The organism is Dactylosporangium sp. NPDC000555, from assembly GCF_040300025.1.
Classification (GTDB): domain Bacteria; phylum Actinomycetota; class Actinomycetes; order Mycobacteriales; family Micromonosporaceae; genus Dactylosporangium.
This window is the reverse complement of record NZ_JBEPDB010000003.1, coordinates 122,816-148,344: the sequence shown is the minus strand read 5'-3', so window position 1 is coordinate 148,344 and position 25,529 is coordinate 122,816. Positions and strand designations below refer to the sequence as shown.

Annotated in this window: 29 protein-coding genes; 24 read left to right on the top strand and 5 right to left on the bottom strand. The window is 69.3% G+C overall.

Annotated elements, in window-relative coordinates; all coding sequences use genetic code 11:
- Window positions 1–79 precede the first annotated feature (79 nt).
- The 22 genes from ABT297_RS04115 (at window position 80) to ABT297_RS04010 (ending at window position 21,641) form a co-directional block, all read left to right on the top strand.
- On the top strand, window positions 80–307 hold the full coding sequence (locus ABT297_RS04115) for a hypothetical protein (RefSeq protein ID WP_350544430.1): 228 nt from the start codon (window positions 80–82) through the stop codon (window positions 305–307).
- 682 nt (window positions 308–989) lie between these two features.
- On the top strand, window positions 990–1,583 hold the full coding sequence (locus ABT297_RS04110; protein ID WP_350544428.1) for a helix-turn-helix domain-containing protein: 594 nt from the start codon (window positions 990–992) through the stop codon (window positions 1,581–1,583).
- Entirely contained in the window at window positions 1,555–3,183 is a 1,629-nt protein-coding gene (locus ABT297_RS04105) for a terminase large subunit domain-containing protein (protein ID WP_350544426.1), read from the top strand. The genes ABT297_RS04110 and ABT297_RS04105 overlap by 29 nt, the downstream gene beginning before the upstream one ends.
- A gap of 11 nt (window positions 3,184–3,194) precedes the next feature.
- A complete protein-coding gene (locus ABT297_RS04100; RefSeq protein WP_350544424.1) occupies window positions 3,195–4,577 on the top strand; it encodes a phage portal protein in 1,383 nt (460 codons plus the stop codon).
- A gap of 28 nt (window positions 4,578–4,605) precedes the next feature.
- The gene (locus tag ABT297_RS04095) at window positions 4,606–6,513 is read left to right on the top strand and encodes an ADP-ribosyltransferase (protein ID WP_350544422.1); all 1,908 of its coding nucleotides are present in this window, start codon (window positions 4,606–4,608) and stop codon (window positions 6,511–6,513) included.
- An 8-nt stretch (window positions 6,514–6,521) separates the two neighbouring features.
- Complete coding sequence (locus ABT297_RS04090; RefSeq protein WP_350544420.1) at window positions 6,522–7,751, top strand: HK97 family phage prohead protease; 1,230 nt, start codon at window positions 6,522–6,524, stop codon at window positions 7,749–7,751.
- Between the two features lie 12 nt (window positions 7,752–7,763).
- Entirely contained in the window at window positions 7,764–9,020 is a 1,257-nt protein-coding gene (locus tag ABT297_RS04085) for a phage major capsid protein (RefSeq protein WP_350544418.1), read from the top strand.
- Between the two features lie 79 nt (window positions 9,021–9,099).
- On the top strand, window positions 9,100–9,510 hold the full coding sequence (locus ABT297_RS04080; RefSeq protein WP_350544416.1) for a hypothetical protein: 411 nt from the start codon (window positions 9,100–9,102) through the stop codon (window positions 9,508–9,510).
- A 40-nt stretch (window positions 9,511–9,550) separates the two neighbouring features.
- Entirely contained in the window at window positions 9,551–9,985 is a 435-nt protein-coding gene (locus ABT297_RS04075; RefSeq protein ID WP_350544414.1) for a hypothetical protein, read from the top strand.
- Entirely contained in the window at window positions 9,982–10,287 is a 306-nt protein-coding gene (locus ABT297_RS04070) for a hypothetical protein (RefSeq protein ID WP_350544412.1), read from the top strand. Before ABT297_RS04075 ends, ABT297_RS04070 begins: the two co-directional genes overlap by 4 nt.
- A 198-nt stretch (window positions 10,288–10,485) precedes the next feature.
- Window positions 10,486–11,349: a hypothetical protein gene (locus ABT297_RS04065; RefSeq protein WP_350544410.1), complete on the top strand. Its 864-nt coding sequence runs from the start codon at window positions 10,486–10,488 to the stop codon at window positions 11,347–11,349.
- Between the two features lie 18 nt (window positions 11,350–11,367).
- The gene (locus ABT297_RS04060) at window positions 11,368–11,817 is read left to right on the top strand and encodes a hypothetical protein (protein WP_350544408.1); all 450 of its coding nucleotides are present in this window, start codon (window positions 11,368–11,370) and stop codon (window positions 11,815–11,817) included.
- Window position 11,818: 1 nt separating this feature from the next.
- Window positions 11,819–12,106 (top strand): hypothetical protein, encoded by a 288-nt coding sequence (locus ABT297_RS04055; protein ID WP_350544406.1) that lies wholly within the window; start codon window positions 11,819–11,821, stop codon window positions 12,104–12,106.
- Entirely contained in the window at window positions 12,103–12,870 is a 768-nt protein-coding gene (locus ABT297_RS04050) for a hypothetical protein (RefSeq protein ID WP_350544404.1), read from the top strand. The genes ABT297_RS04055 and ABT297_RS04050 overlap by 4 nt, the downstream gene beginning before the upstream one ends.
- 79 nt (window positions 12,871–12,949) lie before the next feature.
- A complete protein-coding gene (locus ABT297_RS04045) occupies window positions 12,950–13,366 on the top strand; it encodes a phage tail protein (RefSeq protein WP_502885484.1) in 417 nt (138 codons plus the stop codon).
- Window positions 13,367–13,368: 2 nt separating this feature from the next.
- Window positions 13,369–13,857 carry a hypothetical protein gene (locus tag ABT297_RS04040; protein WP_350544402.1) on the top strand — a complete coding sequence of 163 codons (489 nt, stop codon included), beginning with the start codon at window positions 13,369–13,371 and terminating at the stop codon, window positions 13,855–13,857.
- On the top strand, window positions 13,854–14,288 hold the full coding sequence (locus ABT297_RS04035; protein ID WP_350544400.1) for a hypothetical protein: 435 nt from the start codon (window positions 13,854–13,856) through the stop codon (window positions 14,286–14,288). The genes ABT297_RS04040 and ABT297_RS04035 overlap by 4 nt, the downstream gene beginning before the upstream one ends.
- 143 nt (window positions 14,289–14,431) lie before the next feature.
- Entirely contained in the window at window positions 14,432–17,041 is a 2,610-nt protein-coding gene (locus ABT297_RS04030; protein ID WP_350544398.1) for a phage tail family protein, read from the top strand.
- Window positions 17,042–17,051: 10 nt separating this feature from the next.
- Entirely contained in the window at window positions 17,052–19,823 is a 2,772-nt protein-coding gene (locus tag ABT297_RS04025) for a hypothetical protein (RefSeq protein ID WP_350544396.1), read from the top strand.
- Between the two features lie 9 nt (window positions 19,824–19,832).
- Entirely contained in the window at window positions 19,833–20,330 is a 498-nt protein-coding gene (locus ABT297_RS04020) for a hypothetical protein (protein WP_350544394.1), read from the top strand.
- An 85-nt stretch (window positions 20,331–20,415) separates the two neighbouring features.
- Window positions 20,416–21,315, top strand: a complete 900-nt coding sequence (locus ABT297_RS04015; RefSeq protein WP_350544392.1) for a hypothetical protein — start codon at window positions 20,416–20,418, stop codon at window positions 21,313–21,315.
- Between the two features lie 59 nt (window positions 21,316–21,374).
- Window positions 21,375–21,641, top strand: a complete 267-nt coding sequence (locus ABT297_RS04010) for a hypothetical protein (RefSeq protein ID WP_350544390.1) — start codon at window positions 21,375–21,377, stop codon at window positions 21,639–21,641.
- Window positions 21,642–21,697: 56 nt separating this feature from the next.
- Here ABT297_RS04010 and ABT297_RS04005 read toward each other — a convergent pair whose 3' ends face one another.
- Window positions 21,698–22,102 carry a hypothetical protein gene (locus tag ABT297_RS04005; RefSeq protein ID WP_350544388.1) on the bottom strand — a complete coding sequence of 135 codons (405 nt, stop codon included), beginning with the start codon at window positions 22,100–22,102 and terminating at the stop codon, window positions 21,698–21,700.
- A gap of 197 nt (window positions 22,103–22,299) precedes the next feature.
- Between ABT297_RS04005 and ABT297_RS04000 the strand changes: the two genes are divergently transcribed.
- Both ABT297_RS04000 and ABT297_RS03995 read left to right on the top strand, forming a co-directional pair.
- Window positions 22,300–22,581 carry a hypothetical protein gene (locus tag ABT297_RS04000; RefSeq protein ID WP_350544386.1) on the top strand — a complete coding sequence of 94 codons (282 nt, stop codon included), beginning with the start codon at window positions 22,300–22,302 and terminating at the stop codon, window positions 22,579–22,581.
- A gap of 23 nt (window positions 22,582–22,604) precedes the next feature.
- A complete protein-coding gene (locus tag ABT297_RS03995) occupies window positions 22,605–23,000 on the top strand; it encodes a hypothetical protein (protein ID WP_350544384.1) in 396 nt (131 codons plus the stop codon).
- A gap of 71 nt (window positions 23,001–23,071) precedes the next feature.
- Here the strand turns inward: ABT297_RS03995 and ABT297_RS03990 are convergent, their stop codons facing one another.
- Genes ABT297_RS03990 through ABT297_RS03975 form a run of 4 tightly spaced genes read right to left on the bottom strand, consistent with a single transcriptional unit; the run spans window position 23,072 to window position 25,209 of the window.
- Window positions 23,072–23,452: a hypothetical protein gene (locus tag ABT297_RS03990; RefSeq protein WP_350544381.1), complete on the bottom strand. Its 381-nt coding sequence runs from the start codon at window positions 23,450–23,452 to the stop codon at window positions 23,072–23,074.
- A gap of 1 nt (window position 23,453) precedes the next feature.
- Window positions 23,454–23,930: a hypothetical protein gene (locus ABT297_RS03985; RefSeq protein ID WP_350544379.1), complete on the bottom strand. Its 477-nt coding sequence runs from the start codon at window positions 23,928–23,930 to the stop codon at window positions 23,454–23,456.
- Window positions 23,927–24,610, bottom strand: a complete 684-nt coding sequence (locus tag ABT297_RS03980; protein WP_350544377.1) for a hypothetical protein — start codon at window positions 24,608–24,610, stop codon at window positions 23,927–23,929. The genes ABT297_RS03985 and ABT297_RS03980 overlap by 4 nt, the downstream gene beginning before the upstream one ends.
- 11 nt (window positions 24,611–24,621) lie before the next feature.
- Window positions 24,622–25,209 carry a helix-turn-helix domain-containing protein gene (locus ABT297_RS03975; protein WP_350544375.1) on the bottom strand — a complete coding sequence of 196 codons (588 nt, stop codon included), beginning with the start codon at window positions 25,207–25,209 and terminating at the stop codon, window positions 24,622–24,624.
- Between the last annotated feature and the right edge of the window lie 320 nt (window positions 25,210–25,529).

Here is a 25,529-nt window from a genome sequence, read left to right as displayed (position 1 = left end):
CGCAGCCACCAGTCTGCCCAGAAGCGCCCACCGGACCACCGGAATGGGCGCTTCTTGCGTTTCCCGGGAGGACCAGGCGGTGAACGACGACGCCTACGCCCCCCTCGCCCAAGTCGCCGCGCTCGCCGGCGTCCCGGCAGGGACCGTCCGGAACTGGCGCTACCGAGGCTGGATCGACCACGGCGGCGCCCGTCGCCGGATCCGCGTCCAGGGCCGCCTCTACAACGCCGTCGACGTGCTCCTCGCAGAACGCGACACGCGCCTCTCAGGCCAATCCCACCGCCAGCAGAGGCCTCTCGCGGCGTAAGCCCCAGGTCGAGGTTCCCGAAGTGGCCTACGGGTGATCCCAGCGGCGCCGGCAGGGCCCGGCGTGCGTAACAAGCGCTGGAGTAGACGTCTCGGTGACGCGCACCGGGACGCCATGGGTTCAAATCCCATCCTCGACACCCCTGAGGCAGGTGCCATGCGAGCCATCCTCAGCGAGCTGGCTGGCCATGCCCTCGAGGCCCTGCCCATGGCCTTCCTGTGCAGCGGCCTTCTTCTCATCTGGCTGGGGTCTAGGTGACAGCCCCCATTCCAGCCAGCAGGGGCCGCTCGGGCAGGCCCTGGAGACGCCTCCAGCAGCAGGTCTTCAGCGTCAGCAACGTCTGCATGCTGTGCGGCCACGCAGGCTCCCAGGACGTAGGGCACATCATCCCTAGATCCATAGCCCCTGAGCTGGCAGAGGACATCACCAACCTCGGGCCCATCCATGGTGTGGATGGCTGCCCCACCTGCCTGCGCAAGTGCAACCAGATCCAAGGGGACAAGCCACTCGACCAGGTCCTCGTCCTCAGGACCTCACGAGACTGGTACGCCGGCCCCGACTGATCAAAGCGCTCAAACACCCGGGGGGTGGGGTCGCGGCCTGGTCAGACGGCCTGGACGACCCCACGCCCAGGCTTCCGCTCTCTCCCCCCGAGGCCAGATCTTGACGGGCGGTGATCGCTTTGATCAATGATCACGGTGATCAGATCAGCGCGACGACCGCGACCAGGTTGATCGAGCTGCGGGAGCGCCTGAAGCTGACCCGGGATGCGGTGGCGGTCTCGGCCCGCGAGCACGGGGCGCCGGCGTCGTTCACCGCCGCGGTGCTGCGCAACATCGAGACCGGCCGGCCGGACGCGGCGGGGAACCGGCGGCGGATGGTCTCCGTCGACGAGCTCGTCGTGCTCGCGGCCGCGCTGGACGTGTCGCCGCTGGAGCTGATCGACACCGAATACGCGGAGCTGTTCGGCGCGCAGACGGCCCCGGTGCCCGCGCCGGCGACGAAGACGTGCGAGCGCTGCGCGAGCATCAGCGGCGGCGTGCAGTCGTCGGTGCGCGAAGACGTCGACCTGCTGGGCGCGCTCGAGGGAGTGGAGCCGTCGCTGGCCGAGCTGGCGTTCAGGCTGGCGCAGGCGATCGACGACGGCGGGGGCGAGGACGGCCGGCAGATGCCGGCGCTGGCGAAGGAGCTCCGCTCGACCCTGCTGGAGCTGCGGAAGCTGACCGCGGCGCGGCGTGCGGACGACGATGACGACGACGACTTCGGCCCGGAGTAACCCGGCGCCGGAGATCGTCCTGCACGTCGGCATGACCGCTGCGGAGATCTTCGCCGCGTACGGCCTGCACTGCCCGCCCCGGATCGGCACGCTGCGGAACCCGGCGCACAAGACGTACGGGCGGGCGGTCGCCCGGATCGCGGCGAAGCTCGGCCAGCCGCTCATGCCGTGGCAGCGGTACATCGCCGACGTCGCCCTGGAGGTCTACGACGACGGCACGCTGGTGTACCGGGAGGTCCGTCTCCTCGTCCCGCGCCAGAGCGGGAAGACCACGCTGATCCTGGCGGTCAAGTGCCACCGGGCGTTAGCGATGGGCAAGGAGGCCGCCCGGCACAACCCGGCGCAGGGCAGCCGGCAGCGCATCGTCTACGCCGCGCAGAAACGGCAGGATGCCCGGGACAAGTTCGTCGACGACCACCTGCCGATCCTGCAGGCGTCGCCGCTGGCGAAGCGGTTCCGGCCGCGGCTGACCAACGGGTCTGAGGCGCTGCTGTGGGACACCGGCGCCTGGGACGGCATCGTCTCCAACGGCGAGACGTCCGGCCACGGCAAGACCCTCGACCTCGGCGTCGAGGACGAAGCGTTCGCCGCCCAGGACCACGCGCTCGAGCAGGCGTTCTCCCCGGCGATGATCACCCGCTGGTCGCCACAGCACTGGGTCGTGTCCACGGAGGGCACCGAGAAGAGCGTCTACCTGGCCGAGAAGGTCGACAGCGGCCGGGAGATCGTCGCCCGGGGCGAGCAGTCGAGCATCTGCTACATCGAGTTCTCCGAGCCCGACGGCGACCGGAACGATCCGGCGACCTGGCGGCGGTGCATGCCGGCCCTGTGCCCGGGCAGCGGGCCGCGGTGCACCTGCGACCCGACCGGGACGTGGCGGCACACGGTCACGGTCGCGACGATCGCGGCGGAGTGCGAGAAGCTCCCGGCGGACGAGTTCGACCGGGCGTACCTGAACCGGCGTAAGCGGTACCAGCCGCCGCCGGACCCGAACGTCCCGACGGCGGAGTGGCCGCTGCGGGCCGACGCGACGGCGACGACCGACGGGGCACGGCTGGCCCTCGCCGTCGACGTCACCCCGGCCCGCGACCACGCGTGCATCGGGGTCGCAGTGTTGCGCCCGGACGGGCGGATGCACCTCGAGCTGATCGACCTGCGGCCCGGCACCGACTGGGTCGTCGGCGCGCTGCAGCGGCTACGGGAGCTGTGGAAGCCGGTCGCGATCGGCCTCGACGACAAGGGACCCTCCGGGTCGCTGCTCGTGGACCTGAAGAAGGTCGGGATCGACCGGCCGGTCGACCCTGAGAAGCCGCTGGTCGGGGACCTGTACATCCCGAACGCCAGCGAGGTCGCGCAGGCCTGCGGCAGCATCGCCGACGCCGTGCGGCAGGACAAGGTCGTCCACATCGACCAGACCGAGCTGAACCTGGCCCTGTTCGGCGCGCGGACCCGGCCGCTGACCGACGCATGGGCATGGGCGCGCCGCGCCGCGGCCGTGAACATCTCACCGCTCGTCGCGGTGACCCTGGCCCGCCGGGCGTACGAGGTCCGGGCCCCGATCGTGCAGACCGTGAGTGACCCGTCCGTGTGGGTGTTCTGAAAGGGCGGGTCATGAGTCTGTGGGGACGCGCGACCGCGGCGATCCGGGCCGCGTTCGGTACCGCCCGCAACGCGCTGTCGCTGCCCGACCTGGGCAGCGGTGCCTGGTCGTTCTACGGCTCGTACGGCAACACCGAGACGATCGAGCCGACGTTCGAGGCGTACGCCCGGGACCTGTACGCCGGCAACGCCGTCGTGTTCGGCCTGATCAGGACCCGGATCGCGTTGTTCTCCGAGGCGACGTTCAAGTTCCGGCGTCTCAGCGACAAGCGGCTGTTCGGCGACGCCGGCCTGGCCGTGCTGGAGAAGCCGTGGCCGGGCGGGTCCACGGCCGAGCTGCTGGCCCGCATGGAGCAGGACGCGTCCCTGGCGGGGAACGCCTACGTGCGCAACTGCGGTGACTGGCTCGAGCGGCTCCGGCCCGACTGGGTGACGATCGTGTCGCTCGTCGAGACCGACCCGAAGGGCCACACCCGGCGGAAGGTCGTCGGCTACTTGTACGAGCCGCACGACGCCGACCGGCCCGACGTCGAGTTTTACCTGACTGACGAGGTCGCGCACTGGTCGCCGATCCCGGATCCGCTCGCGAACTGGCGCGGCATGTCGTGGCTGACGCCGGTGCTGCGTGAGATCAAGGCCGACCGGGCGATGACCGAGCACCGGGAGGCGTTCTACCGCAACGCCGCCACCCCGAACCTGATCCTGAAGTACAAGACGAAGCTGCAGAAGGAGCAGGTCGAGCGGATCTCCGCGCAGATCAACGCGCGGCACGGCGGGCCCGCGAACGCGTTCCGGACGATGGTCCTCGACGAGGGCGCCGACCCGATGGTCGTCGGTTCCGTCCTCGACGACGACGGCGCGATGATCCAGGCCGCCGGCGAGAACCGGATCGCGGTCGCCTCCGGCGTCCCGGCGATCGTCGCCGGCCTCAAGGAAGGCCTCAGCGCCGCGACCTTGGCCAACTACAGCGAGGCCGTGAGGTCCATGGCTGACCTGCTCATCCGGCCGAACTGGCGGGGCGCGTGCGCGGCCCTCGCAATCCTGGTCAAGGTCCCGGCCGGCGCGCAGCTGTGGTTCGACACGGGCGACATCGCCGCACTGCAGGAGGGCGAGCAGGACCAGGCCGCCACGCTGCAGACGAAAGCGGCGACCGCTTCGTCGCTGATCAACGCCGGGTACACCCCGGAGTCGGTGGTGTCGGCGATCGAGGCCGGCGACATGACGCTGCTCGAGCACACCGGCCTGTACTCGGTGCAGCTGCAGCCACCCGGCAGCAAAGACCCAGCCCCACCCGCCGACCCCGCCGCCGGCGGTGCGGGCGGCGCCAGCGAACCGGCCCCTGGACAGCCCGGAACGGACGCCGGCGGCCAGCAGGACGGCACCGAAACCACCTGACAACCAACCAGGGCAGGGCGGTGACAGCGTGGCCACCGAGCACACCGGCGCGATGGTCGCGCTCATCCCCACCCGCGAGGACGCCGAGCGGATCGCCGTCGCCGGCGGCGAGGACGTCGACGGACTCCACGTCACGCTCTTCTACCTCGGCGACGCCGCCGGCTACGACGAGACCGCCCGGGCCGCGATCGTCGACCGGCTCCGCGCGCTCGTCGACGACGTGCTGCGCCCGGACCACGACCTGCCGGTCGCCGCGGACGCGTTCGCCGTCGACGTGTTCAACCCCGGCGGCGACAACACCTGCGTCGTCCTCGGCCTCACCGGCGACGACCTGCACACCGTCTGGAACCTCGCCGCGGACACGCTCGACGAGCTCGAGACGTCCCGCGGCGGATTCGTCCTGCCCGAGCAGCACAGCCCCTGGATCCCGCACATCACGATCGCCTACACCGACGACCCGGCGGCGCTCGTGGGCGAGGTCCTCGACCGGACCGGCCCGATCACGCTCGACCGGCTCAGGGTCGCGTTCGCCGGCTCGCTCGTCGACATCCCCCTCGCGGCACCGCAGCCCGGCAAGGAGGCCATGGTGGGACCGTCGTGGTCCGGCGAACGGGACCTCACCAAGCCGGCCAAGCGCCGACGCAAGGACTTCGACCCGTACCAGGCGCGCGACCCGCGCACCGGCGAATGGATCGACACCACACCGCTCGACATGGATGGTTTCGACCTCATCTCCCGGATCGGGGGGACGTTCGGCGACCTGGAGATGGGCGTCGACCCGGTGGGGGATGTCCGGCTCGCGTGGCGGGACGCCACCGGCCACAACCTCGCGATGGACCTGGGCGCGGACGACGTCCAGGAGCTGTCCTCGGTGCTGGGGCGCCTCGCCGAAGAACGCGACCAGATGGACGTCGACTTCCCGACCCACGAGGTCGTCGACGAGGAGTGGTTCGGCCACTCCCAGGAGCACAAGGTCGAGCTGTACGGCTCCGGGGTGATCACCCTCGCCTTCGCGGCGGAGGAAGACGACCCGGCTCGCCTCGACCTCGACCCTCCCGACGACGAGGACGGAACCGACGACGTGCAAGCAGTCCTTGACGGCCTCGACGACGTGCTCACCGAGACGGCCGCGGCCCTGCAGGGCGTCAAGCGATTCGACCCGCGTCAGCCGCGGGACCCGCTCACCGGCGAGTGGATCGACACCACGCCGGGCTCGGGACTCGGCGACCTTCTCCACCGCCTGGCGTCCGCCGTAACCAAGCAGGACGCGCTCGACGCGGCGCCGGCAAAGCTGAAACGGGCGCCGCGTGGACACTCCGGCGACTACACCGGTGAGGGACTGTCCGGGCCGCATGGCATGGGCTCTGTCCGGGCTCTGTCCGAGTACGAAGGCGTCGAGTATGTCGAGACCAACAGCGACCTGCGCGCGCGAGATCTCAGCGACCCGGCGGTCGCGCACCGTGTCGCCGAAATCGACAAGACGATGTCCGTGTCCCGACTCAGCAGCGACATCAGGGTGGACCGCATCATCCAGAAGGGTGCGGCCGTGTTCGGCACGGACGTCTGGCACCCGAAAGAAATGTCCGACCCCGACTTCGACGTGCAGGACGCGGCATACGAGCGATGGGTTGCCGGGGAGCGGCCGAATCTGACCGGCGTGCGCTGGACCGAACGCGGCTACTCCTCAACGACCGCGGACCCCAAGGTCGCCGAGAGCTTCGGCGGCCGATGGCGGCAGACAAACTCCACGACCGACGGCGAGCCGGTCATCATGACGATCTTCGTACCCAAGGGCACCGGCGCCGTCCAGCTGGCCGAGATGGGCCATGCCGCCGAAATCCTGCTCCAGCGCGACCTCGACATGGAGGTCATCGCCGACCACGGCGTCGACCCGGACGGATACCGGCGTATCGATGTTGCTGCGAGGCCAGCATGACATCGGACATGCGGCGAGCAGCCGAACGGATCGCGCTGGACTACCCGGTGCAGATCACCTCCATGCCGACCGCCCGCGGAGACGTCGCCGGCAAACAACGCAACGACCAGCACGCCGACGAGGCGCGGAGGGGGTACGCACAGATGGACCGGAAGTCACTGCGCACGCTGCAGATCAAGAGCGCCGACGCCGGCCTCGTCTCGGCCGTGTTTTGTACCTTCGGCGTCGTCGACCACGACGGCGACGTGGTGTACAAGGGCGCGATCGAAGACGGCAAGGAAGTCGTCATCTCGGCCTACAACCACGCGTCTTGGGGACCCGGAGCGATCCCGGTCGGTAAGGGCGTCATCCGCATCGCCGGAAACGAGGCCGTCCTCGACGGCGAGTTCTTCATGGACACGACCCCTGGCCAGGAAACCTTCAACACCCTGAAGCGGCTCGGCCGGCTCGCCGAGTACAGCTGGGGCTTCGACGTGCTGGACGGCACACCGAACCAGCACGGCGGCCGCGACCTGAAATCCGTCGACGTACATGAGGTGAGCCCAGTGCTGAAGGGCGCGAGCATCGGCACCCGCACGCTGGCGATGAAAGACCGCACCGCGGCGGCGAGCGCCGGCGCCCGCCGCCGCGCGATCCCCGTCCACGAGACGACCATCGTCTCCCGGCCGTGGGATTCCGCCGGCATGGAGAAGGCGCTCGACACCGACCGCCCGTCCGACCTGCGCAGCGTCTACGCCTGGGTCGACCCCAACGGCGACCCGGAGGTCAAGGCCTCCTACCGGTTCCCGCACCACCACGGCGTCAAGGGCCCCGCGAACCTGCGGGCCTGCCTCGGCGGCATCGCCGTCATCAACGGCGCGCGGGGCGGCACCAACCTGTCGCTCGCCGACCGCAAGGCCATCTACGAGCACCTGGCCGCGCACGTCCGCGACGCCGACCACGAACCGCCGGAGTTCCGCCCCAGCGGGGCACCGACGAAGTTCAACGACGAACTCCTCGAGACCCTGGCAGGGGTCTCGGGCCTGCTCGACAGCGCGCAACGAGTGGTCGCTCTCCGCGCTTCCAAGGGCAAGCAGCTGTCCAAGGTCAACGCCGAACTCCTGGGCTGGATCGGCGACGACCTGAAGCGGCTCAACACCCTGCTCACCACCCACCAGGACGCCGACGACGACGGCCCGGCCGAGGACGTGATCACGTCCACGATGCTGGCCGCCACCGCCGCGGTGTACGGACCGTAAAGGACACTGAGAGTGACCACTGATCTGATCGAGTTCCCGGCCCTGGTCGAGACCCGGGACAAGCTCAACGCACGGCGTGACACGCTCGCCGGCATCTTCGCCGAGGCCGGCCCGACCTACGACATGAGCCTGGTGAAGTCGCTGCAGGGCGACTCCAACGCCAAGGTCGCTGAGATCCAGAAGCTCACCGCCGAGATCAACGACCTGAAGGTCGACCTCGACAAGCACCTCGTCGTCGCGAAGGCCGCCGGCGAGGCCAAGGCACACGCCGACCGCGGCGAGCGCGGGTCGGCGCCCGACGCGAAGGGCGACCGCGAGAAGAAGGCCGGCAAGCTGCGGCCGTTCGGGCAGATGGTCGTCGAGTCCGACGCGATCAAGGGCTACCGGCCGGGCTCCGGCTCGGGCCCCGTCGCACGCCTGGACGTCGACCTCAAGACGCTGTTCTCCACCTCGAACGGCTGGGACCCCGAGGACACCCGCACAGGCCGTGTCGAGATGTACCCGACCCGACCCGCGCCCCGCGTCATCGACGTCTTCCCGCAGACCACGACCAGCCAGTCCACCGTGCTGTACATGGAGGAGACGGTCTACGAGAACAACGCGGCGGAGACCGGCGAGGGCACCCAATACCCCGAGGTGCAGCTCAAGGTCGATGAGAAGTCCTCGGAGGTCCGTAAGATCGCCGCGTTCCTGCCCGTCACGGACGAGCAGTTCGAGGACGAGGAGCGGGCCCGCGCCTACGTGCAGAACCGGCTCCCGTTCTTCCTCCGTCAGCGGCTGGACTCCCAGCTGCTCATCGGTAACGGCGCCGCCCCGAACCTGCGGGGCCTGGAGAACATCACCGGCATCCAGTCCCAGGCGCTCGGCGGCGACCCGATCCCGGACGCGCTGTACAAGTGCATGCGGTCCATCCGCGACGACGGCTTCGCCGAGCCGTCGCACGTGTTCATCCGCCCGTCGAAGTGGGAGTCCGTGCAGCTGATGCGCACGGCCGACGGCGTCTACATCTGGGGCCACCCGTCGATGCCGGGCCCGCGCACGATCTGGGGCGTCCCGGTCGTGGAGAGCACCGCCGGCAGCGCGAGCAAGGCTTCCATGGGCGACTTCACGAACTTCTCTGAGGTCGCGGTCCGTCGTGGCATCGACGTGCAGATCAGCAACAGCCACGGCGGGTTCTTCATCGAGGGCAAGCTCGCGGTCCGCGCGGACGTCCGCGTCGCGGTGATCTTCTACCGGCCCAAGGCGTTCGGGGTCGTCACCGGTCTGTGACCTGATCCACCTTCACGCCTCGGCCGGACGGCTCGGGGCGTTTTCCATGCCCCGAGCCATCACCGAGGAGTACAGATCCATGAGCTACAAGGGCGGGTTCCCCCGCGCTTCCGAGGTCAAGGCCATCCGCGCCCGCTACGACTTCTCCGTCGAAGGCGGCGCCGTCGGCGACATCGTCATCTCGGCCGAGCAGATCCCGGCCGGCGCCTACATCACCCACGGCTTCGTCGAGGTCGACACGGCGCCGACGTCGAGCGCCTCGGGTGCGCTCGCTATCAAGGTCGAGAGCGCCGGCGACATCGTCGCCGGCGCGGCCGTCTCCGGCGCGCCCTGGTCGACGGCCGGCATCAAGAGCATCGTGCCGGCCGCCACCGGCGCCACCGCGGTCAAGACGACGACGGCACGACCCATCGTGGCGACGATCGCCACCGGCGCTCTGACGGGCGGCGCCGTCGACGTCGTCCTGTTCTACGTCGTCCTGCCCGACTGACCCGTCCGCCCCCGCGGCGACCTGCACTCAAGGAGACTCCATGCCGATCATCCCGGGCGCGAAGAAGGTGGCCGCGGGCGGCCTGTTCATGGGCGAGCGCAAGATCGCCCGCGGCCTGTACAACTTCGCCACCGACGGCGGCGGCGTCGGCAGCATCACGCTGCGCGGCGACCAGATCCCGGCCGGCGCGATCGTCGTCGACGCGCTCATCAACGTCGAGACGGCCGTGACGTCCGGCGGGTCCGCGACCCTCGCGATCAGGCTCGAAGGCGCCGGCGACATCGCCGCCGCGGCGGCCGTCTCCGGCGCGCCCTGGTCGACGCCCGGCCCGAAGCGGGGCGACTTCACCGCCACCAGCACACCGATCCGGACCACCGCGGCCCGCAACGTCGTCGCGACAGTCGCCACCGCGCCGCTCACCGCCGGCAAGTTCAGCGTGCTCGTCGAGTACTACGAGCTGGCCAACCAGACGTGAGCCTCCAATACGACTACCTGCGCACACGGAAGGACACCGGGCCCGTGGAGACGATCACCGTCACCCAGCACTGGTACCTCACCGAGGACAAGACCCGTGTCGTCCCCGAGGGCGACACCAGCGGCCGCTGGCTCTGGGCAGCGCCGGGCAGCGAGGTCAACCGCGCTGAGGCCGAGCGGCTCGGCGCCGTGCCCCGGCCCGAACCGGAGCCCGCCGGAGACGACGCCTCGGGGGAGCCGGTCGAGCCGAAGCAGCGGCGCGCCCCCGCGAACAAGCAGCGCGCCAAGCCCGAGGACAAGTAGGCCGAGCGGGGTGGCGGTGCCGCTCGCTGTAGGCCAGCCCACTGCGACGTACGCCCTGGCCGCGGCGCCCGATGGCATCGCGGTGCCGGTCAGGCTGGGCACACCGACGGCTGGGGAGCGCCCGGTTGTCGCCGGCGTCCGGCCGCTGGTCACCGCCAGCCGCGTCCAGCGGATCGTCACAACGTCGGGAGGGCCGCGGTGACCACCTACGACCTCGGCGACCGGGTGCCGCTACGGCACAAGGTCTACGACGCCGCCGGGCAGTACGCCGACGCCACCGTCGCCCTCACTCTGTACGCGCCCGACGGCACGATCAGCACCCCGGCCATCACGCGGACCAGCACCGGGGTGTACGACGCGGCGCCGCTCGCCGACCAGGTCGACAGCTGGCAGTACCGGTGGGACGTCAGCGGCGCGGTGCCCGAAGACGTCGTCTGGGGCGCGTACGACGTCGGCAATCCGGCGCCGCCGCTGTACGTCGGCCTGGACCTGTTCCGATCGACGGTCGACCGGCCGGACACCGACACCGGCCGTGATTTCTACATGACGATGTGTCTCGACGCTGCAAGTCGCGGCGCCGACGCGTACTGCGGCGGCCGCCAGTTTTGGCGCGACCGGATCGCCTCTACCAGGGTCTTTCGCGCTCGTGGGCGAGTCGATGCTTCGGACAGTGACGGCGAGCTGATCATCGTCGATGACATCGCCTCCACCGTCGACATGGTCGTCGAGGTCGGCGACGGCACCACCTGGATCCAGGTCGCCGATTACGACACCGAGCCGGAGAACGCCCTCGCCAAGCGCCGCCCGATCAACGCGCTGCGCCGTCGGGGCGGCCGCTGGTCCTCCTATCGGTTCGTCCGCGTCACCGCCCGCTGGGGTTGGCCGGCCGTGCCCGCTGCGGTCATCCAGGCCACCCAGATCCAAGCCAGCCGGCTGTACAAGCGCAGGACGTCGCCGGAGGGCGTGACCGGCACCGCCGAGTGGGGCGTCGTCCGCCTCGCCAAGATCGACCCAGACGTGCAGGCGCTGCTCGCCGACCTGCAGCTGCCCAGCATCGGCTGACCAATGTGGAGGTGACGGATGTACGTCGCTCTTGTCCGCCAGCGGCTCGCCGCGGCCGCCGCCACCGTCGTCCTGCCTGCCGGGCTGCCCAAGCTGCAGACGTTCGGGTACGTGCCGGCCGACATCGACCCGCCCTGCTTCTACGCCGGCGAGGCCGAATACAACCCGCTCACCGACTTCGGCGCGACCGACACGGTGACCATCACCTGCCGGGTCCTCACGTCGACCGTCGATGACGAGGCCGGCCAGCTGCTCCTCGACCAGCTGCTGCGGCGCACCGGCCCGACCTCGGTTCGGGCGGCGCTCGAGCGGGCCCGTGGCGCGCCTGGCCAGCACGCGCTGGACGGCGCCTGCGACGACTTCGTGGTCACCCGGATTGCGGGCTATCGGCTCTACCGCGTCGCGGACAGGGCCCACTTCGGCGCCGAGATCACGGTCAAGGCCGTTGGCGACGGGACGGAGGACTGAGATGGGCCTGCTCGAACGCCTGCGTCACTACCGCGACCAGGTCGCCGCGCTCGTCAGCTACGGCAACGGCCACGGTAGCCGCGCCGCAGCCGCGTGCGCCCAGCTGGACGCCGCCGCGGCCGAGGCGCCCGCCGAGATCGAGCGACTGCTCGCCGAGGCGACAGCGCTCCACGAGGCGGGGTGCACGTCGCGCGCTGCCGAGCTGCGCGGCGAGGCCGCTGAACTCGACGACTTCCTAGCCGGCAAGCCGGGTCCGGCGCCGGTCACACGAAAGGGGCGCCGCCGATGAGTCAGCAGCACATCCTCAAGAATGTCCGGCTCTTCGCGGGCGCGGCCGACCTCACGGGGCAGAGCAACAAGGTCGAGTTGAGCGGCGAGTTCGAGGAGAAAGACGTCACGACGTTCGGGTCGTACGATCCGGCGACAGACTCGATCTGGAAAGAGGTGCGCGCCGGCCTCGGCTCGGCGAAGCTCACCGCATCGGGGCATTGGCAGGCCGGCGACGTCGGCCTGGTCGACGACGACGCATGGGCGGCGCTCGGCGGCATCGGCGCGTGGACGGTGTGCCCGGTCTCGGCCACTCCGGGCGGGCTCGCCTACATCGTCAACGGCCTGCGCAGCACGTACAAGCTCGGCGGCGGCGTCGGCGACGTCGCGCCGTGGGACGGCGCCGCGTCCGGAACGTGGCCGCTCGCGCGCGGGCTCTCGGCGCACGGCCCGGCAACGGCCCGCACGACGACCGGCGCCGGTACGGCCATCACACTGCCGGCCGTCAGCGCCACGCAGCAGCTCATCGCGAGCTTGCACGTCCTCTCGGTCGCCGGCACGGGCACACCGACAATCACGGTCAAGGTGCAGAGCGCCCCTGATGGCACGTTCGCCGCGCCGACCGACCGCCTGATGTTCTCGCCGGCGACGGTGCGCGGCGGTCAGATTCTGCGCGCGCTCGGCCCGATCACGGACACGAGCTACCGCGTCTCGTGGACGATCACCGGCACCGGGCCGTCGTTCCTGTTCGTCGCGGCGATCGGCATCAGCGGTCCGCCCGCTTAAGGCCTCACCTTCCCCTGATCCTGGCGCTGCGCGGCGTCGGGCTCTTCCGTCTGGTCAGATTGGAGGGTCAGCCATGGGTGTGCAAATGGTCCTGACCGCTACGTATGTGTCCCTCGCTGCGCCCACGCCGGGCGACATCTCGGGAGCGATCAAGAAGGCCGAGCTGTCGATCGAGGTCGATGAGAAGGATGTCACCAACTTCCTCTCGGCCGGCTGGAAGGAAGTCAAGGGTGGCCTCAAGAGTGGAAGCCTCGCGCTGACGTTCATGAATGACATGACGGCCGCGTCGATCGACGCGAGCATGTGGGCGCTGCTCGGCTCCGTCGTCACGTTCGAGGTGCGCGCGAGCAATGCGGCCGTTGGCACCTCCAACCCGAAGTACACGGGGAGCGTATTGGTCAAGCAGTGGAACCCGATCGCGGGTTCGCCGGGTGACGTCAACGAGGCGTCTTACACCTACCCGACGTCCGGCGCCGTCACCCGGGCCACGAGCTAGGCGTGCATGCCCGGATCGAGCCCGACCGGCGCAGCTTCGCCCGCGTCGCGCATGCCCTCGACGAGGAGGCGGACGGCGAGCGCCTGCGGCGTGACCTCGTCGCCGGGTTCGAGGAGATCCTCGACGACGTCATGCGCGAGCAGAAGGCCGGCCTTATGGGCATGTCCTCGGCCGGGCTGCCGCACGCCGGCGAGCCGCTGCGGACGGCGATCGCCGATCGCATGGAAGTGCAGATCAAGCTCTCGGGTCGCTCGGCCGGCGCGCGCATTGTCGCGCATCGGCGCGGCCTTCCTCGCGGTTTCGGCAACGCACCGAAGCGCACCAACGCCCGATCGTGGCGACACCGTGTCTACGGCCGCGACGTCTGGGTGACACAAATCGGCGCCCCCGGCTGGTTCGACGACCCCGTGAAGGCGCATCGCACGCGGTACCGGGCGGCAGCCCGGCGCGTGCTCGTCGACATGTCCCAGCGAATCGCGAGAGGCGCATGATGTTCCTCGTTTACAAGCCCGAAGACGGCGACGCTCAGAGGTGGACCGTCCAGCTCGGCAAGCTCCGCTCCGGCGAGATCGAGCAGATCGAGAAGCTCACCGGGTTTGACTTCGGCACCGACTACAAGACGCGGCTGATGAGGGGCAACGCCCTCGCCCGGCGCGCCCTGCTGTTCACCATGCTGCGGCGCGCGCATCCGCGCACGCGATTCGCGGACGTTGATTTCGCCGACGACGAGCTGACCCTCGAAATGGACGTCGCCGAGCTGACCGAGCTGCGCACGGCCATCGAGGAGGCCGACGCGCTGAGCGACGACGAGCGCAAGCTCGCGATCTCGCAGATCGACCGGCAGCTCGCCGAGGCGGCCGACGAAGGCCGCGAGCCCGAGGGAAAAGCCCCCACGCCCTCAAGCGACGTCGCTACTGGATAGCCCTCTGCGAGCTGCTCCACATCCGGCCGTGGGAGATCGAACAGCTCACATACGACCAGTTCGAGACTGCATGCCGATACGTCGACGAGGCCAACGAGAAGGCACGGCAGCAGACGCCGAGCGGGTGATAGGGGGCGGCCACCGTGTCTGATGTATCGCTCGTATTCAATCTGATCGGCCGCGACTCGGGCGTCAACGAGATGATCAACCGCACCTCGGCCAACGTCAAGCGGGCGAACCTGGCCTCGGCCGCGAGCACGGTCGCGTTCGGCCTCGCCATGACAAGCGCCGGCGCGTACGCGGTGACCTTCGCGGCCGGTGTCGGGCAGGCGGTCGGCGTACTCGCCACCGTGCCGTCATTCGTCCTCGGCGCCGCTGCGAGCTTTACCGTGCTGAAGCTCGCGACGAGCGGGCTCGGCGCCGCGCTGAAGTCCAGCACGGGCGGCGCCGCCCGGGCGGCGTTCGACTATGCGGCGGCCGAGCACCGGATCGAAACCGCACAGCGTGCCGCGCTACGGGCGCAGCAGGCTCTCGACGACGCCCGCCGGACGGCGGCCGACAACATCGAGAAGCTCAGCCGGCAGCTGCGCGGCGCGCAACTCGACGAGGAGGGCGCCCTGCTCGCCGTCGCCCGGGCCGAGCAGGGCTTGCGCCGCGCGCAGGCGAGCGGTACTGGCACCGACATCCGGGAGGCCGATCTCGCCCTGCGCCAGGCGGTGCAGACGCTCGACGAGGCACGCGACCGGACCCGCGACCTGGGCACCGAGCAGCAGGACGCGGCCGCCAAGGGCGTCGAGGGCAGCGACGCGGTCGTGCGCGCGATCGAGCAGCAGCGCGACGCCACATACGAGCTCGCGCAGGCGCAGCAGGCGCTCGCCAAGGGGGCCGACTCGGGCGGTGGCGGCGGTAGCGACCCGGCCGCCGAGGCGTTCGCGAAGCTGTCGCCGGCCGGGCAAGAGCTGGTGACGACGATCAAGAGCATCGGCCCGTCATGGTCCGCCATGCAACGGCAGGTGCAACAGGCCACCCTGGCCGGCGTCGCCGGGGATCTGCGCCTGCTCAGCGCCACCTACCTGCCGACCGTCGAGCGGCGCCTCAGCGGCGTCGGCTCGGCGTTCAACCGCGCAGGCCACGAGACGACCGCCTTCCTGGCGTTGCCGAGCACGGTCCGTACGGTCGACGGCGCCCTGGCCAACGTCGTCAAGACCTCGGATGCGCTCGGCCGCAGTATCAAGCCTTTCATGAGCGCGTTCCTGCAGCTCAGCGATACGGCAGGGGGCGGGCTCGTCATGCTCGCCGAGGACGTGCAGAGCCTCGCCGAGCGATTCGATCGCTTCATCACGAAAGCGCGCGAAACCGGCAAGCTCGCCGAGTGGACACAGAACGGCGTCGTCGCTTTCCGGCAGGTTATCGCCGTTGTGTGGAATCTCGGCTCGGCGCTCGTCGCGATTTTCCGCGCGAATAGCGATTCGGGCGCGAGCATGCTCACGTGGCTGGCCGATGCCACAGGCAGGATGGCGGCATTCCTGCATTCCGCCGAGGGGCAGGAGAAAGTCTCGCAGGTATTCACGACCCTGCGTGATCTGCTTGGGCAGGTGGTCTCTGGCGCTTCTCAACTGAGGGATACCGGGGGCGGGCTCAACGCCACATGGTCCGTGACGTCTGTCGTAATGAAATTTCTTGCCGAGCACCTGGGGCTCGTCGCGCAGAATTTGCCGCTCATCATCGGCCTGTTCCTGCTCTACAAGACGTCGCAGACGGCGGCGAATGTGGCTACGGTCGCGTCTGTTCCGATCCAAGCGGCGAAGGTCGCCGCGATGTTCGGGCACTCGGCCGCGTTGCGCGCTAACACGGCCGCGATGCGGGCGAATATGGTCTCTACGAATGCGTCAACGGCCGCGACAGGCGCGAACACCGCTGCGACGAACCTCGGAATTCTGGCGAAAACGCGGGCGATTGCCGAGACCGTGGCTCTGAAGGCTGCCGAGCTTGCGGGTGTTGCGGTTCGGGGTGTGGCGACGGCTGCGCAATGGGCGCTGAATGTCGCAATGTCCGCGAATCCCATCGGCCTGATCATCATCGCGGTTGTGGCGCTTGTTGCCGGATTCCTCTACCTGTGGAATCACTCCGAGGCGTTCCGGAATTTCTGGATCGGCACTTGGGAGATGATTAAGGGCGCGGCGCTTTTCGTGTGGCGCTGGATGACCGACACGCTATGGCCAGGAATTAAGGCCGTGTGGGAATGGATATCCGACAGCGCGGGCAAGGCGAAAGATTGGATCGTCGAAAAATTCGATGCATGGATCGCCTACCTGACAGGTTTACCAGGCCGGGTGTCCGCGAGCGTGCGCAATCTCTGGGATGGATTCAGGGACGGCGCGAAAAACGCGATAAACACGGTACTCGGATTCTGGAACCGGCTCGATTTCGGAATTCACATTCGCGTGCCAGATTGGGTGCCGGGTATCGGCGGATGGGCATTCAACATCGATGATATCTTCCCGGACATTCCGCTACTCGCTGAGGGTGGCATCGTGCCGGCGACCCCGGGTGGCCGCCTCCTCGTTGCGGGCGAAGCGGGCGAGGACGAGGCCGTCATCCCGCTGTCGAAGCTGGGCGGGGGGCTCGGCGGACCGGTTGTGATCGAGCTCCGCTCGGGCGGCTCGGCGCTCGACGACCTGCTCGTCGAGATCCTCCGCAGGGCCATCCGCGCGCGCGGCGGCTCCGTCGTCCGCGTCCTGGAAGCGAGATAGGAGAGCGCTCATGGCATGGCCTGCCTCGCCGATGATCATCAAGATGGAGGCCGCGTTCGGGCAGAACCCGGACGCGGCCCCCGGCTCGTGGACGTGGACCGATATTACGGCAGATGTGCGCGTCGAGGACGGCGTCACCGTCTCTCGTGGTCGGGCCAATGAGACCGACACGGCCGACCCGGCGCGCATTTCTTTCGCCCTGAACAACTTCGCCGGCGCCTCGTATACGCCGCGCGTGCCCGGCTCCGCACGAAGCCTGCGCCGAGGCACGCCGATTCGCTTCTCGGCGAATTTGACGGGCTCGCTCATCGAGCGCTTTTCCGGTTGGGTGGCCGAGGCTACGCCTCGGCATAAGAGCAAGGCTGGCACGGTCGGCACCGTGGCGGTAAACGCCTACGGCATCCTACGACGTCTCGCCGGCCGTAAAACGCCGCTGCTGTCGCCCCTCACCAGGGCGGCAAGCAAGTCCGATAACCTCGTCGCATACTGGCCGCTCGACGACGGAAAAAACGCGGAGAGTGCCGCCAATCTCGTTCCAGGCGCCGCGCCAATGGTGCAGGGCATCGATCCATATGTGCCGCGAGTCAAATTCGGCAGTTACGACGAGGCGCTCGTACCAGCCGGGATGGGGGCGATGCCCGAGATCAATGGGGGCTCCCTATCTGCGCCCGTCGTCTCTACCTCGGCGACCTCATGGCGCGTCGAATGGTCATTCGGGTTCGAGCCGGCCGGCATCCCCGATGACGTATTCATAGTCGTTCGGCATCTGGCCTGGCGGACGACCGGGGGAATCGATCTCTGGTATGCGGAGCAGGATTTCGACTCTTTTCACATTTGGGGCGAGTCGAGTAAGTCCGGACTGATGTTCGGCAGCACGCTCGTTAGCCACACGCAGCCGCGCATCGATGACGGTAAAGTCCACAGGGCCGCAATAGAGGTCGTACAGGTAAATCCAACGACCATGAATTACTGGATCTACCTAGACGGAGCGCTCGTCGTCTCCACCTCCAATACCACTGGCGCGATCATTGGGCAACCGCAGGTGGGGCCCATAACTTCGGTCGAGCTGAATCCCTGGGCGGGAGGGTTTTTGCGCACGCTCGGCGGCGTAGGCGTATGGTCGCCACGCCCGGCCGCGCCAATCAACTACACCGCTGCTCTCGGCTACGCAGGCGAGACGGCCGGCGCTCGGCTCACGCGACTCTGCGCCGAGGAGGGTATCGCGATCACCGTCGATGCCGGCGCCACGTCGACAATGGGGCCGCAGGGCGTTGACACGCTCTCTGAGCTCCTCGTGGATTGCGAGCAGACCGATCATGGCTTGCTCATTGAGGAAGGGTTCGGGCTGCGCTATATCCCGCGTGTGGCGCGGCAGAACGCCGCGCCAGTGCTCACGCTGACGGGCTCGCAGCTCGCCGACGACCCGCAGCCCGTCGAAGACGATCGCGGCATCCGCAACGACGTCACGGTGCGGCGGCCGTCCGGTTCGACGGTCCGATACGAGGACGCGGCGAACATCGCGACCGAGGGGCGATACGCCGGCAGTGCCGACGTCAACGCGCCCGACGCCGAGCTCGCATTCCACGCGCAGTGGCTCGCGTCCCTCGGCACGGTCGACGACATGCGCTATCCACAGCTCCAATTTGAGTTCGCCAACGACGCGACGCTGCCGGCGCTCGCGACGTACCTCGCCGGCGTGCTCGGCCGGCGCATCGTGATCACGAACCTGCCGGCGCGTGATCAGCCCAACGGCGTCGACGTGTTCGTCGAGGGCGTCGAGGAAAGGTATGAGCCGTACGGGTTTCCGGTCGCACTGAACTGCGCGCCAGCCAGGCCGCACGAGGTGCTCGTCGTCGGCTCGGGGCGGCTCGGGCGGCTCGACACCGGAGGTAGCAACCTGCCGAGCGGGTGTACTGCCGGCGATACGTCGTTATCAGTCGCAACGCTCGTCCCTCCACTGTGGACAACAACAGCAGCGTTCCCGGCCGATTTCCCGCTCGACGTCGAGCTCGTCGACCCCTACACACAGGCCGGCGAGCGCGTCACCGTGACGGCGATTTCACCGCTGAACGAGGCATTCAGCCGCACCGTGGGGGTTGGTTGGGGGCGCACGCCAGAGGGCTTGCTATGGACGCGCGTGGATGGCAACCCTGCCTCTGACTGCTCGGTCAATGGTGCAGTCGGGCTGATGTCGCTGAGCGGCTCGCCGGCGTCCCCTCGACGCATGCAGCTACCCAGTCTCGGTGCGCAGTTCGACGTCGCAGTGACCTCGCAGTCAACCGCACCCACGGGGGCTGGCGGTCAGATCGATCACGGTCTGCGGATGCGCTACGTCAGCAGCGCTACGTCTGTCGATATGTGGCTCTACCGCAATGTCGGCTCCAATAGCTGCATCGTCGTCCTGCGGCAGACTGTCGGCGGCGTCGAGACGTACTCGTCGTACGCCACCGTGCCCGGGGTCAACGCAGGCGCCTCTGTACGCATTCGCTTCGCGGGCGACGGGGACAGGCTGGACGGGTGGGCGTGGAGTTCCGCAGGCACGATGCCGGCCGCCCCTTTGGTCACACTCACTGGCGTTACCCACATCGCCCCGGGCCCGCTAGAGCTGTACACCGCAGCCAACAGCATCACCAATGCGCTGCCAATGTCCACCGCCTGGGACGACCTGGTTATCGCCAGTCCGCAGATATTCACCGTCACGCGCGGTGTCAACGTGCCGGCGACCGCGCATCCCGCCGGTACGGCCGTGCGCCTTTGGCGGCCGGGCAAGATCTCGCTCTAGGAGGCACGCATGCCGATGCCAGTTCTTCCGGCCGGGCACGTCGTAACGGCCGCCGAGCTGAAACAAATCACCGACCAAATCGACTCGCTGACCGCACCGGGCTGGACTCCATACGGCACGGCCGGCACGATCATCGGCGCCTCTGTTACAAATCCCGCGCTCGGAAACAGTACGTGGGCGGCGAGGTACCGGCGGGCGGCGGGTTCCGACATCGTCTTCTGCGAGGGAAGGATCGCGATCGGATCGACGTTCGCGCCCGGCAACGGCGTCTATCGGTTCGCCGTTCCATTCAACGCGTCGAGTAGCGCGGTTGCGAATGTTGTCGGGCAGGGGTTCATTTTCGACGCGGGCACGGCGAATCGACAGGGCACGATTAGATTCGAGTCGGCCGGGTTCTTCAATATTTACCTGCATGATTCATTCTCCGGCGTCACGAACGCCGGTTCAGGCACCGCGTGGGCGACGAATGACGTCATCGCGTGGTCGCTCGCGTACCAGCCGGCATAGGGGGCTTACAGGCGCTACGGCTGGGGACCTGCGCTGCTGAGCGGCGCGCATTTAGCTCAACGACCGCCCTATTCCGGAGGAGACAATGGCCTGGAGAGCTGCACGATCCCTGGTCACGCTGCACGCGCAGCTGCAGCGCGGCGCACCCCGCACGAAGCCCCCGGCGACCAGCGTGAACGAGTGGGGGCTTGTCGCCGACGCCGCCCACGACCCGACCTCGGACCATGCACCGCACGATTTCCCCGGCTGGGGCAGCCAGATCGTGACGGCAGCGGACTTCCCGAACCGGCCTGATCTCGGGCTCGACGTGCGCCAGGTCCTCGACGACATCCGGCGCAGCAAGGACCCGCGGGTCAAGTACGGCATCTCCAACGGCGAGATGTTCTCCAGCTACGCCACCAGCGCGTACCCGGCATGGACATGGCGACCGTACGGCGGCAAGGACAAGCACAAAACTCATGGCCACCTCAGCGTGGTCGGCGACGCACGAGCCGACGGCGAGCAGCCGTGGCAGACGATCGGGGCCGCCGCATCGGCCCCTACCCCCACGGAGGACGACATGTACACCGATGACGACAGGCTGCGCGACCGGCAGACCCACGCGCTCGCGAGGGCGATGTACTGGGGCTGGAACACCGACAGGGCCGGCTTCATCGGGGCCAAGGGCGACGAGAAGGTGTGGGACTACGCCGGCGGGATGGGCGCCAACGTGCAGAGCCAGCAGCTCGGCCAGCTGCTCGCCGCGGCCGCGGCGGACGAAGCCCGGGACAAGGCGACGGCTGCGGCGATCACCGCGCTGACCACGGTCATCCAGCAGGCCGGCGGAAGCGTCACCGCGGCGCCGATCATTGCCGCGGTGCGGGCGGTCGGCGACGACACCCACGCCCTGGTTGCTGGCCTGCAGCACCAGCTGGAGGCCGCTCGGGTGCGGGAGGCGAAGTTGGCTGCGGACCTGGCGGCCGCGCTCAAGGCCGCCGCGGGGTGAGCGCCCGGCGCGGCGTGGGTATCCAGCGGTCATGGACCAGAGAGGGCACGGGGACGTGAGTGAGCGAGCGCAGGCGGCGGCCCAGCCGTGGAAGGGTGTCGCGGGACACGGTGCTCCTGGCCGCAGGGCTGGCCGGGATCGCCTATCAGCAGGCGATAGAGCGGGTCCTCTGGCCGCTGCTGCTCATGTACGGCGCGATGGTGGGGCTGCGCGGGTCGCAGGCACTGCTGCGCATCCTGGCCGCACGGGTCGACCGCGAGCAGCTGGAAGGCCCTGGTACGAGTGGGCCGTCTTCGCGCTCGCGCTCGCGGTCGTCGCGGCGCTGATCGTGCAGGCTGTACGGTTCGGCAGCTAGCTCGGCCGCCGGGCCGCCGCGGTCCGACTACCGGTAGACGATCCACCAGGCGGCCACGCCGAGAGTGCCGACCAGGCACACCACGATCGGTATCAACACGATGACGAGTTCGATGCCGAGTAGCCACTGTTCCAGGCGGAGCCACCGGTCCAGCCGCTGAGCCTGCTGGTTCCACGCGGCAGCCTGCGGGTCTTGCGGTGCGGGCCGCACCCTCGGACGACTCGCCGGCATGGCGTTGCCGACCTGCTGGCGACGGTGGGCGGCGCGCTGCCGGCGCGCCTGCACACCCTTCTGGTGCTGGGCCTTCAACGCGGCGTTGCGCCGACGTGCCCACTCCCTCCGGTCGGCGCCCGAACTGCGTAGCCACTGCCCGAATGTGACCTCGATGACGTGGTCATACGTCGGGTTGTGGGGGTCTGCCGGTACGCGCATCGCGGCCGCGCTCCAATCCGGGATCAGGGTGTCTCCGGTTCCTATCGCGTCACCCTGTGTGGCCGCATCCGTCGAACGGCGCCTCAGCAGTGGCGATCATCCGATTCGGTTCCGGCGATGTCAATGAGCCGGATCGCTCGACAGTATCTCCGACCTGCGCAAATGCCGGTCGGTCCCAGCAACCAACGGAGGAAACCGTGACGGTCCGCGCCAAGTTCCGCTGCACCAGCGTCGAGCTGAGCAGCATGCAGCCGGCCACCCAGCAGCGCTACGTCGGCGGCGGCCAGCAGCCGATCGAGGTGCAGGTCTGGCCGCGCACCTTCAAGTTCTCCGCGATCTACGACACGAGCGTGCCGGAGGACCAGCGATACGCGACCGCGACCCCGTACGCGGAGCTGCGGATCCAGGTCGACAACCCGGCCGTCTCCTTCGAGCCGGGCAAGTCCTACTACCTCGACTTCACCGACGCCGAGGAGTAACTATCACGCCCTGAGGAGGGTGCATGAAGAGATTCCTGCAGCGGTTCGGCAAGGCCGCGGCCGCGGTGCTCGTCGCCGCGCTCACCATCGCCAGCTCCGCCGTCAGCGACGGCCACATCGACGCCGGCGAGGGCATCCAGATCGCGATCGCCGCCACCACGGCGTTCTCGGTGTGGTTCGTCCCGAACCTGCCCAGCGCGCCGGCCGTGAAGACCGTCGTCGCGGTCGTCCTGGCGGTGCTCAACGCGGCCACGGCGTACATCGTCGGCGGCCTGGACACGGGCGAGATCGTCAACCTGGTCATCGCTGGGCTCGGCGTGCTCCTGATCGGCGCGGCGCCGGCGCAGTCGATCGGCGACAACCTGGTGCCCCGGCCGGTCGCCGCGGCGATGTCCAGGCAGGCGTACGGCGGATCCTGAACACCCTGGAACGCAAAGCGGCCCCGGCTACCCCATCGCGGGGTGGCCGGGGCCGCTTTCGTGCGTCCGGGTTACGGTGCCACGTTGGCTTGCAGTGCCTTGAGCTCAGTACCGTCCAGCGCGCTCTCGACCAGCTGCCGCACCTCGGCCAAGTGGTCGTCGCCACGCAGGGCGACGTTGAGGATCTCGGCGAGGTCCGTGGCGACCCAGTACCTGCGGAGCCACGCCGTGGTGTGTGCCTCCTCCTCCTCGTAGGTGCGGGGGGCGTGGTGCCCGCTGCGCAGCCGGCGCTCACTCGCCGCCCGCGCGTACTCGAAGCCCGATGCCAGTTCGTAGCAGCGGTTCCGGGCGTCCGGGGTCAGCTCGAGGGCCCCGAGCTCGTCGCCCGCGACGACGGCAACAGCAGTCCACAGCGGGGCGATGGCCTGGGTCATGCTGGTGTCGGTGCCCATGTCAGCGCTCGCCGAGCGCCTGGGCGACAAGGTCGCGCACGGTGTCGGCCCGCGACTTGCCCCGCTCCTTCGCGACGGCGTCCACGCGCGGGAGCAGATCACCGAGGCGGACGTGCACGGCATTGCCGACCCCGGGCCGGCCGGGGCCGCGCTCCTCCTCGACCTCGCCGAAGTGCTTCCCGATCACGTCGTCGGAGTCGTTGGCGAGCAGCCACTCCCGGGCCTGCTCGCCGGTGAGGAACTCGTAGCGGGGCTCGACGCCCTGCCGCTGCGACCAGGTGTTGAGGACCCACCGGCCGCCGGAGGTGCGGTAGAGGCCCTGGTGCTCGTACTGGTCGGTGGTGTGGACGCTGACGTGGTTGTTGCCGTTCCAGCGGGTGTCTTCCTCGGTCAGCTCGGCCTTGTCGGCGTCGAACCAGCCGTCGAGGGTCTTCCCGCCGATCTCGTCGTAGGCGTAGATCTTGATGCGGCTGCTCACTGTGCATCCTCCTGTACTTGGGTCGGGTCGATCGCGGCGAGGATGCCGCGCAGCTCGGCCAGCTGCTGGCCGGCCTGCTCGGCGTTGCGCAGGTGCGCGGCCAGCGAGGCGCGCTCGGCGGGGACCCGCTCGAGCGCCTCCAGCAGGCGGGCCGCGGCGACGTGGGCGCGCTGTCCGGGGTTGAGCTTCGGCGGCTTGAGCTCGCGGACCAGGTCGACAACGTGGACGGCGAGGGCGTCCCAGTCGTAGGCGTCCACGCTGTGGTCGTCGCGGATCGCGACGTCGCGCTGCTGGGTCAGCATGGTGTGGACCTCGTCGGCGCCGCCGTACAGCCGGATGTGCTCCTCGCTGAGCCCGTCGAGGCTGACCGGCGCCGCGGCGGCGATCCGCTCGTCGGCCGGGATGAGCGGCGGCGGCGGGATGGCGGCGGCTATGCGGATCAGCGCCTGGGTGGTGGCCGGGTGGGTGCCGTCGAGCGGGTGCTCGATCACCTCGACGCTGGGGTGGGAGTAGTACACGTCGTACCAGCCGGCGGCGCTGCGGTCCTCGTCGCGGCGAGGGACGATGGTCAGGTCGGCCCGGTTCCGGTCGCCGGCGGCGAACAGCTCCGGGGCGAGCCGGTTGAGCGCGGCGGTGAGGGCCCGGGTGGGGGCGCCGCCGTCGTATCCCTGGATGTACACGTCAGCTCCGATCAGGCGTTGATGGTGATGGTGATAACCCAGTGGCCCGAGTCGCTCTTGGTGGCCTGGACACGGCCCTGCGCGGCCCAGCGCTGCACGGTGCGGATCGACACGCCGAGGACCTGCGCGGCCTGGCGGGTGTCGACCTCGGTGCCCTCAGGCTCGGGCAGCAGGGCGTCAATCTCGGCGATCCGCGCGAGCAGCGCCTCACGCTCGGCGAGCAGCGCGTCGACGTCGGGGGTCGCGGGCTCGGCGGGCTTGGCCATGTGGGCGGCGATCTGGTCGCGGACGAGCAGCGCCCAGCCGCGTTCCGAGCCGAGCGACCACGACTCGACCTCGGCGAGCTTGCCGTCGCGGACCTGGTAGAGGGTGACGTCGCGGCCGTCGAGCCGGCCGGAGGAGCGCACGTCCTCGATGAGGGACATGAGCCACGCGCCCTCGGCGACCTCGACGGTTTCGCCGAAGTTGGCGAAGGTGCCCTGGAAGGCGTAGCCGTCGCTCTTGCTCGTGTCGATGCCGGTGAGGGCCTTGAACCAGACCTTCGAGCGCCGCGCAGCACTGTTGGTGAGGTTGTGGTCCGGTAGCGTGATGATGGCCACGGCTTCCTCCTGGTCATACGATGTTTGGCGATATCGTTAATCCTAGGAGAGCCGTGGCCTTGCGTCAATAAGCGATATCGAAAATCTCGACCGTTGTGCCATGGATGCACACGGCGCTACCCTGAGGTCTCCCCACGCGTGGGGCTGCGCCCGGCCTTCGAGCTGGACGAGGATCGCAACATGAATGCTGGTCGGTGCAGTGCCGACGACAAAGCGGCCCGGCTACCCCTTGGGGTGGCCGGGCCGCCTTTTGCGTTCACGCTGGGGCTTATCGCTGCCGTCCGCTTCCCCCGCAGGTCGGGCAGGTGCGCGGGAACATC

What these genes read in the sequence shown, in the direction of transcription:
- ABT297_RS04105 (WP_350544426.1), top strand. Translation starts at nt 1,555, where the DNA reads ATGACGACGACGACTTCGGCCCGGAGTAACCCGGCGCCGGAGATCGTC.
- ABT297_RS04100 (WP_350544424.1), top strand. Translation starts at nt 3,195, where the DNA reads ATGAGTCTGTGGGGACGCGCGACCGCGGCGATCCGGGCCGCGTTCGGT.
- ABT297_RS04090 (WP_350544420.1), top strand. Translation starts at nt 6,522, where the DNA reads ATGCGGCGAGCAGCCGAACGGATCGCGCTGGACTACCCGGTGCAGATC.
- ABT297_RS04080 (WP_350544416.1), top strand. Translation starts at nt 9,100, where the DNA reads ATGAGCTACAAGGGCGGGTTCCCCCGCGCTTCCGAGGTCAAGGCCATC.
- ABT297_RS04075 (WP_350544414.1), top strand. Translation starts at nt 9,551, where the DNA reads ATGCCGATCATCCCGGGCGCGAAGAAGGTGGCCGCGGGCGGCCTGTTC.
- ABT297_RS04060 (WP_350544408.1), top strand. Translation starts at nt 11,368, where the DNA reads ATGTACGTCGCTCTTGTCCGCCAGCGGCTCGCCGCGGCCGCCGCCACC.
- ABT297_RS04055 (WP_350544406.1), top strand. Translation starts at nt 11,819, where the DNA reads ATGGGCCTGCTCGAACGCCTGCGTCACTACCGCGACCAGGTCGCCGCG.
- ABT297_RS04050 (WP_350544404.1), top strand. Translation starts at nt 12,103, where the DNA reads ATGAGTCAGCAGCACATCCTCAAGAATGTCCGGCTCTTCGCGGGCGCG.
- ABT297_RS04035 (WP_350544400.1), top strand. Translation starts at nt 13,854, where the DNA reads ATGATGTTCCTCGTTTACAAGCCCGAAGACGGCGACGCTCAGAGGTGG.
- ABT297_RS04025 (WP_350544396.1), top strand. Translation starts at nt 17,052, where the DNA reads ATGGCATGGCCTGCCTCGCCGATGATCATCAAGATGGAGGCCGCGTTC.
- ABT297_RS04020 (WP_350544394.1), top strand. Translation starts at nt 19,833, where the DNA reads ATGCCGATGCCAGTTCTTCCGGCCGGGCACGTCGTAACGGCCGCCGAG.
- ABT297_RS04015 (WP_350544392.1), top strand. Translation starts at nt 20,416, where the DNA reads ATGGCCTGGAGAGCTGCACGATCCCTGGTCACGCTGCACGCGCAGCTG.
- ABT297_RS04005 (WP_350544388.1), bottom strand. Translation starts at nt 22,102, where the DNA reads ATGCGCGTACCGGCAGACCCCCACAACCCGACGTATGACCACGTCATC.
- ABT297_RS03995 (WP_350544384.1), top strand. Translation starts at nt 22,605, where the DNA reads ATGAAGAGATTCCTGCAGCGGTTCGGCAAGGCCGCGGCCGCGGTGCTC.
- ABT297_RS03990 (WP_350544381.1), bottom strand. Translation starts at nt 23,452, where the DNA reads ATGGGCACCGACACCAGCATGACCCAGGCCATCGCCCCGCTGTGGACT.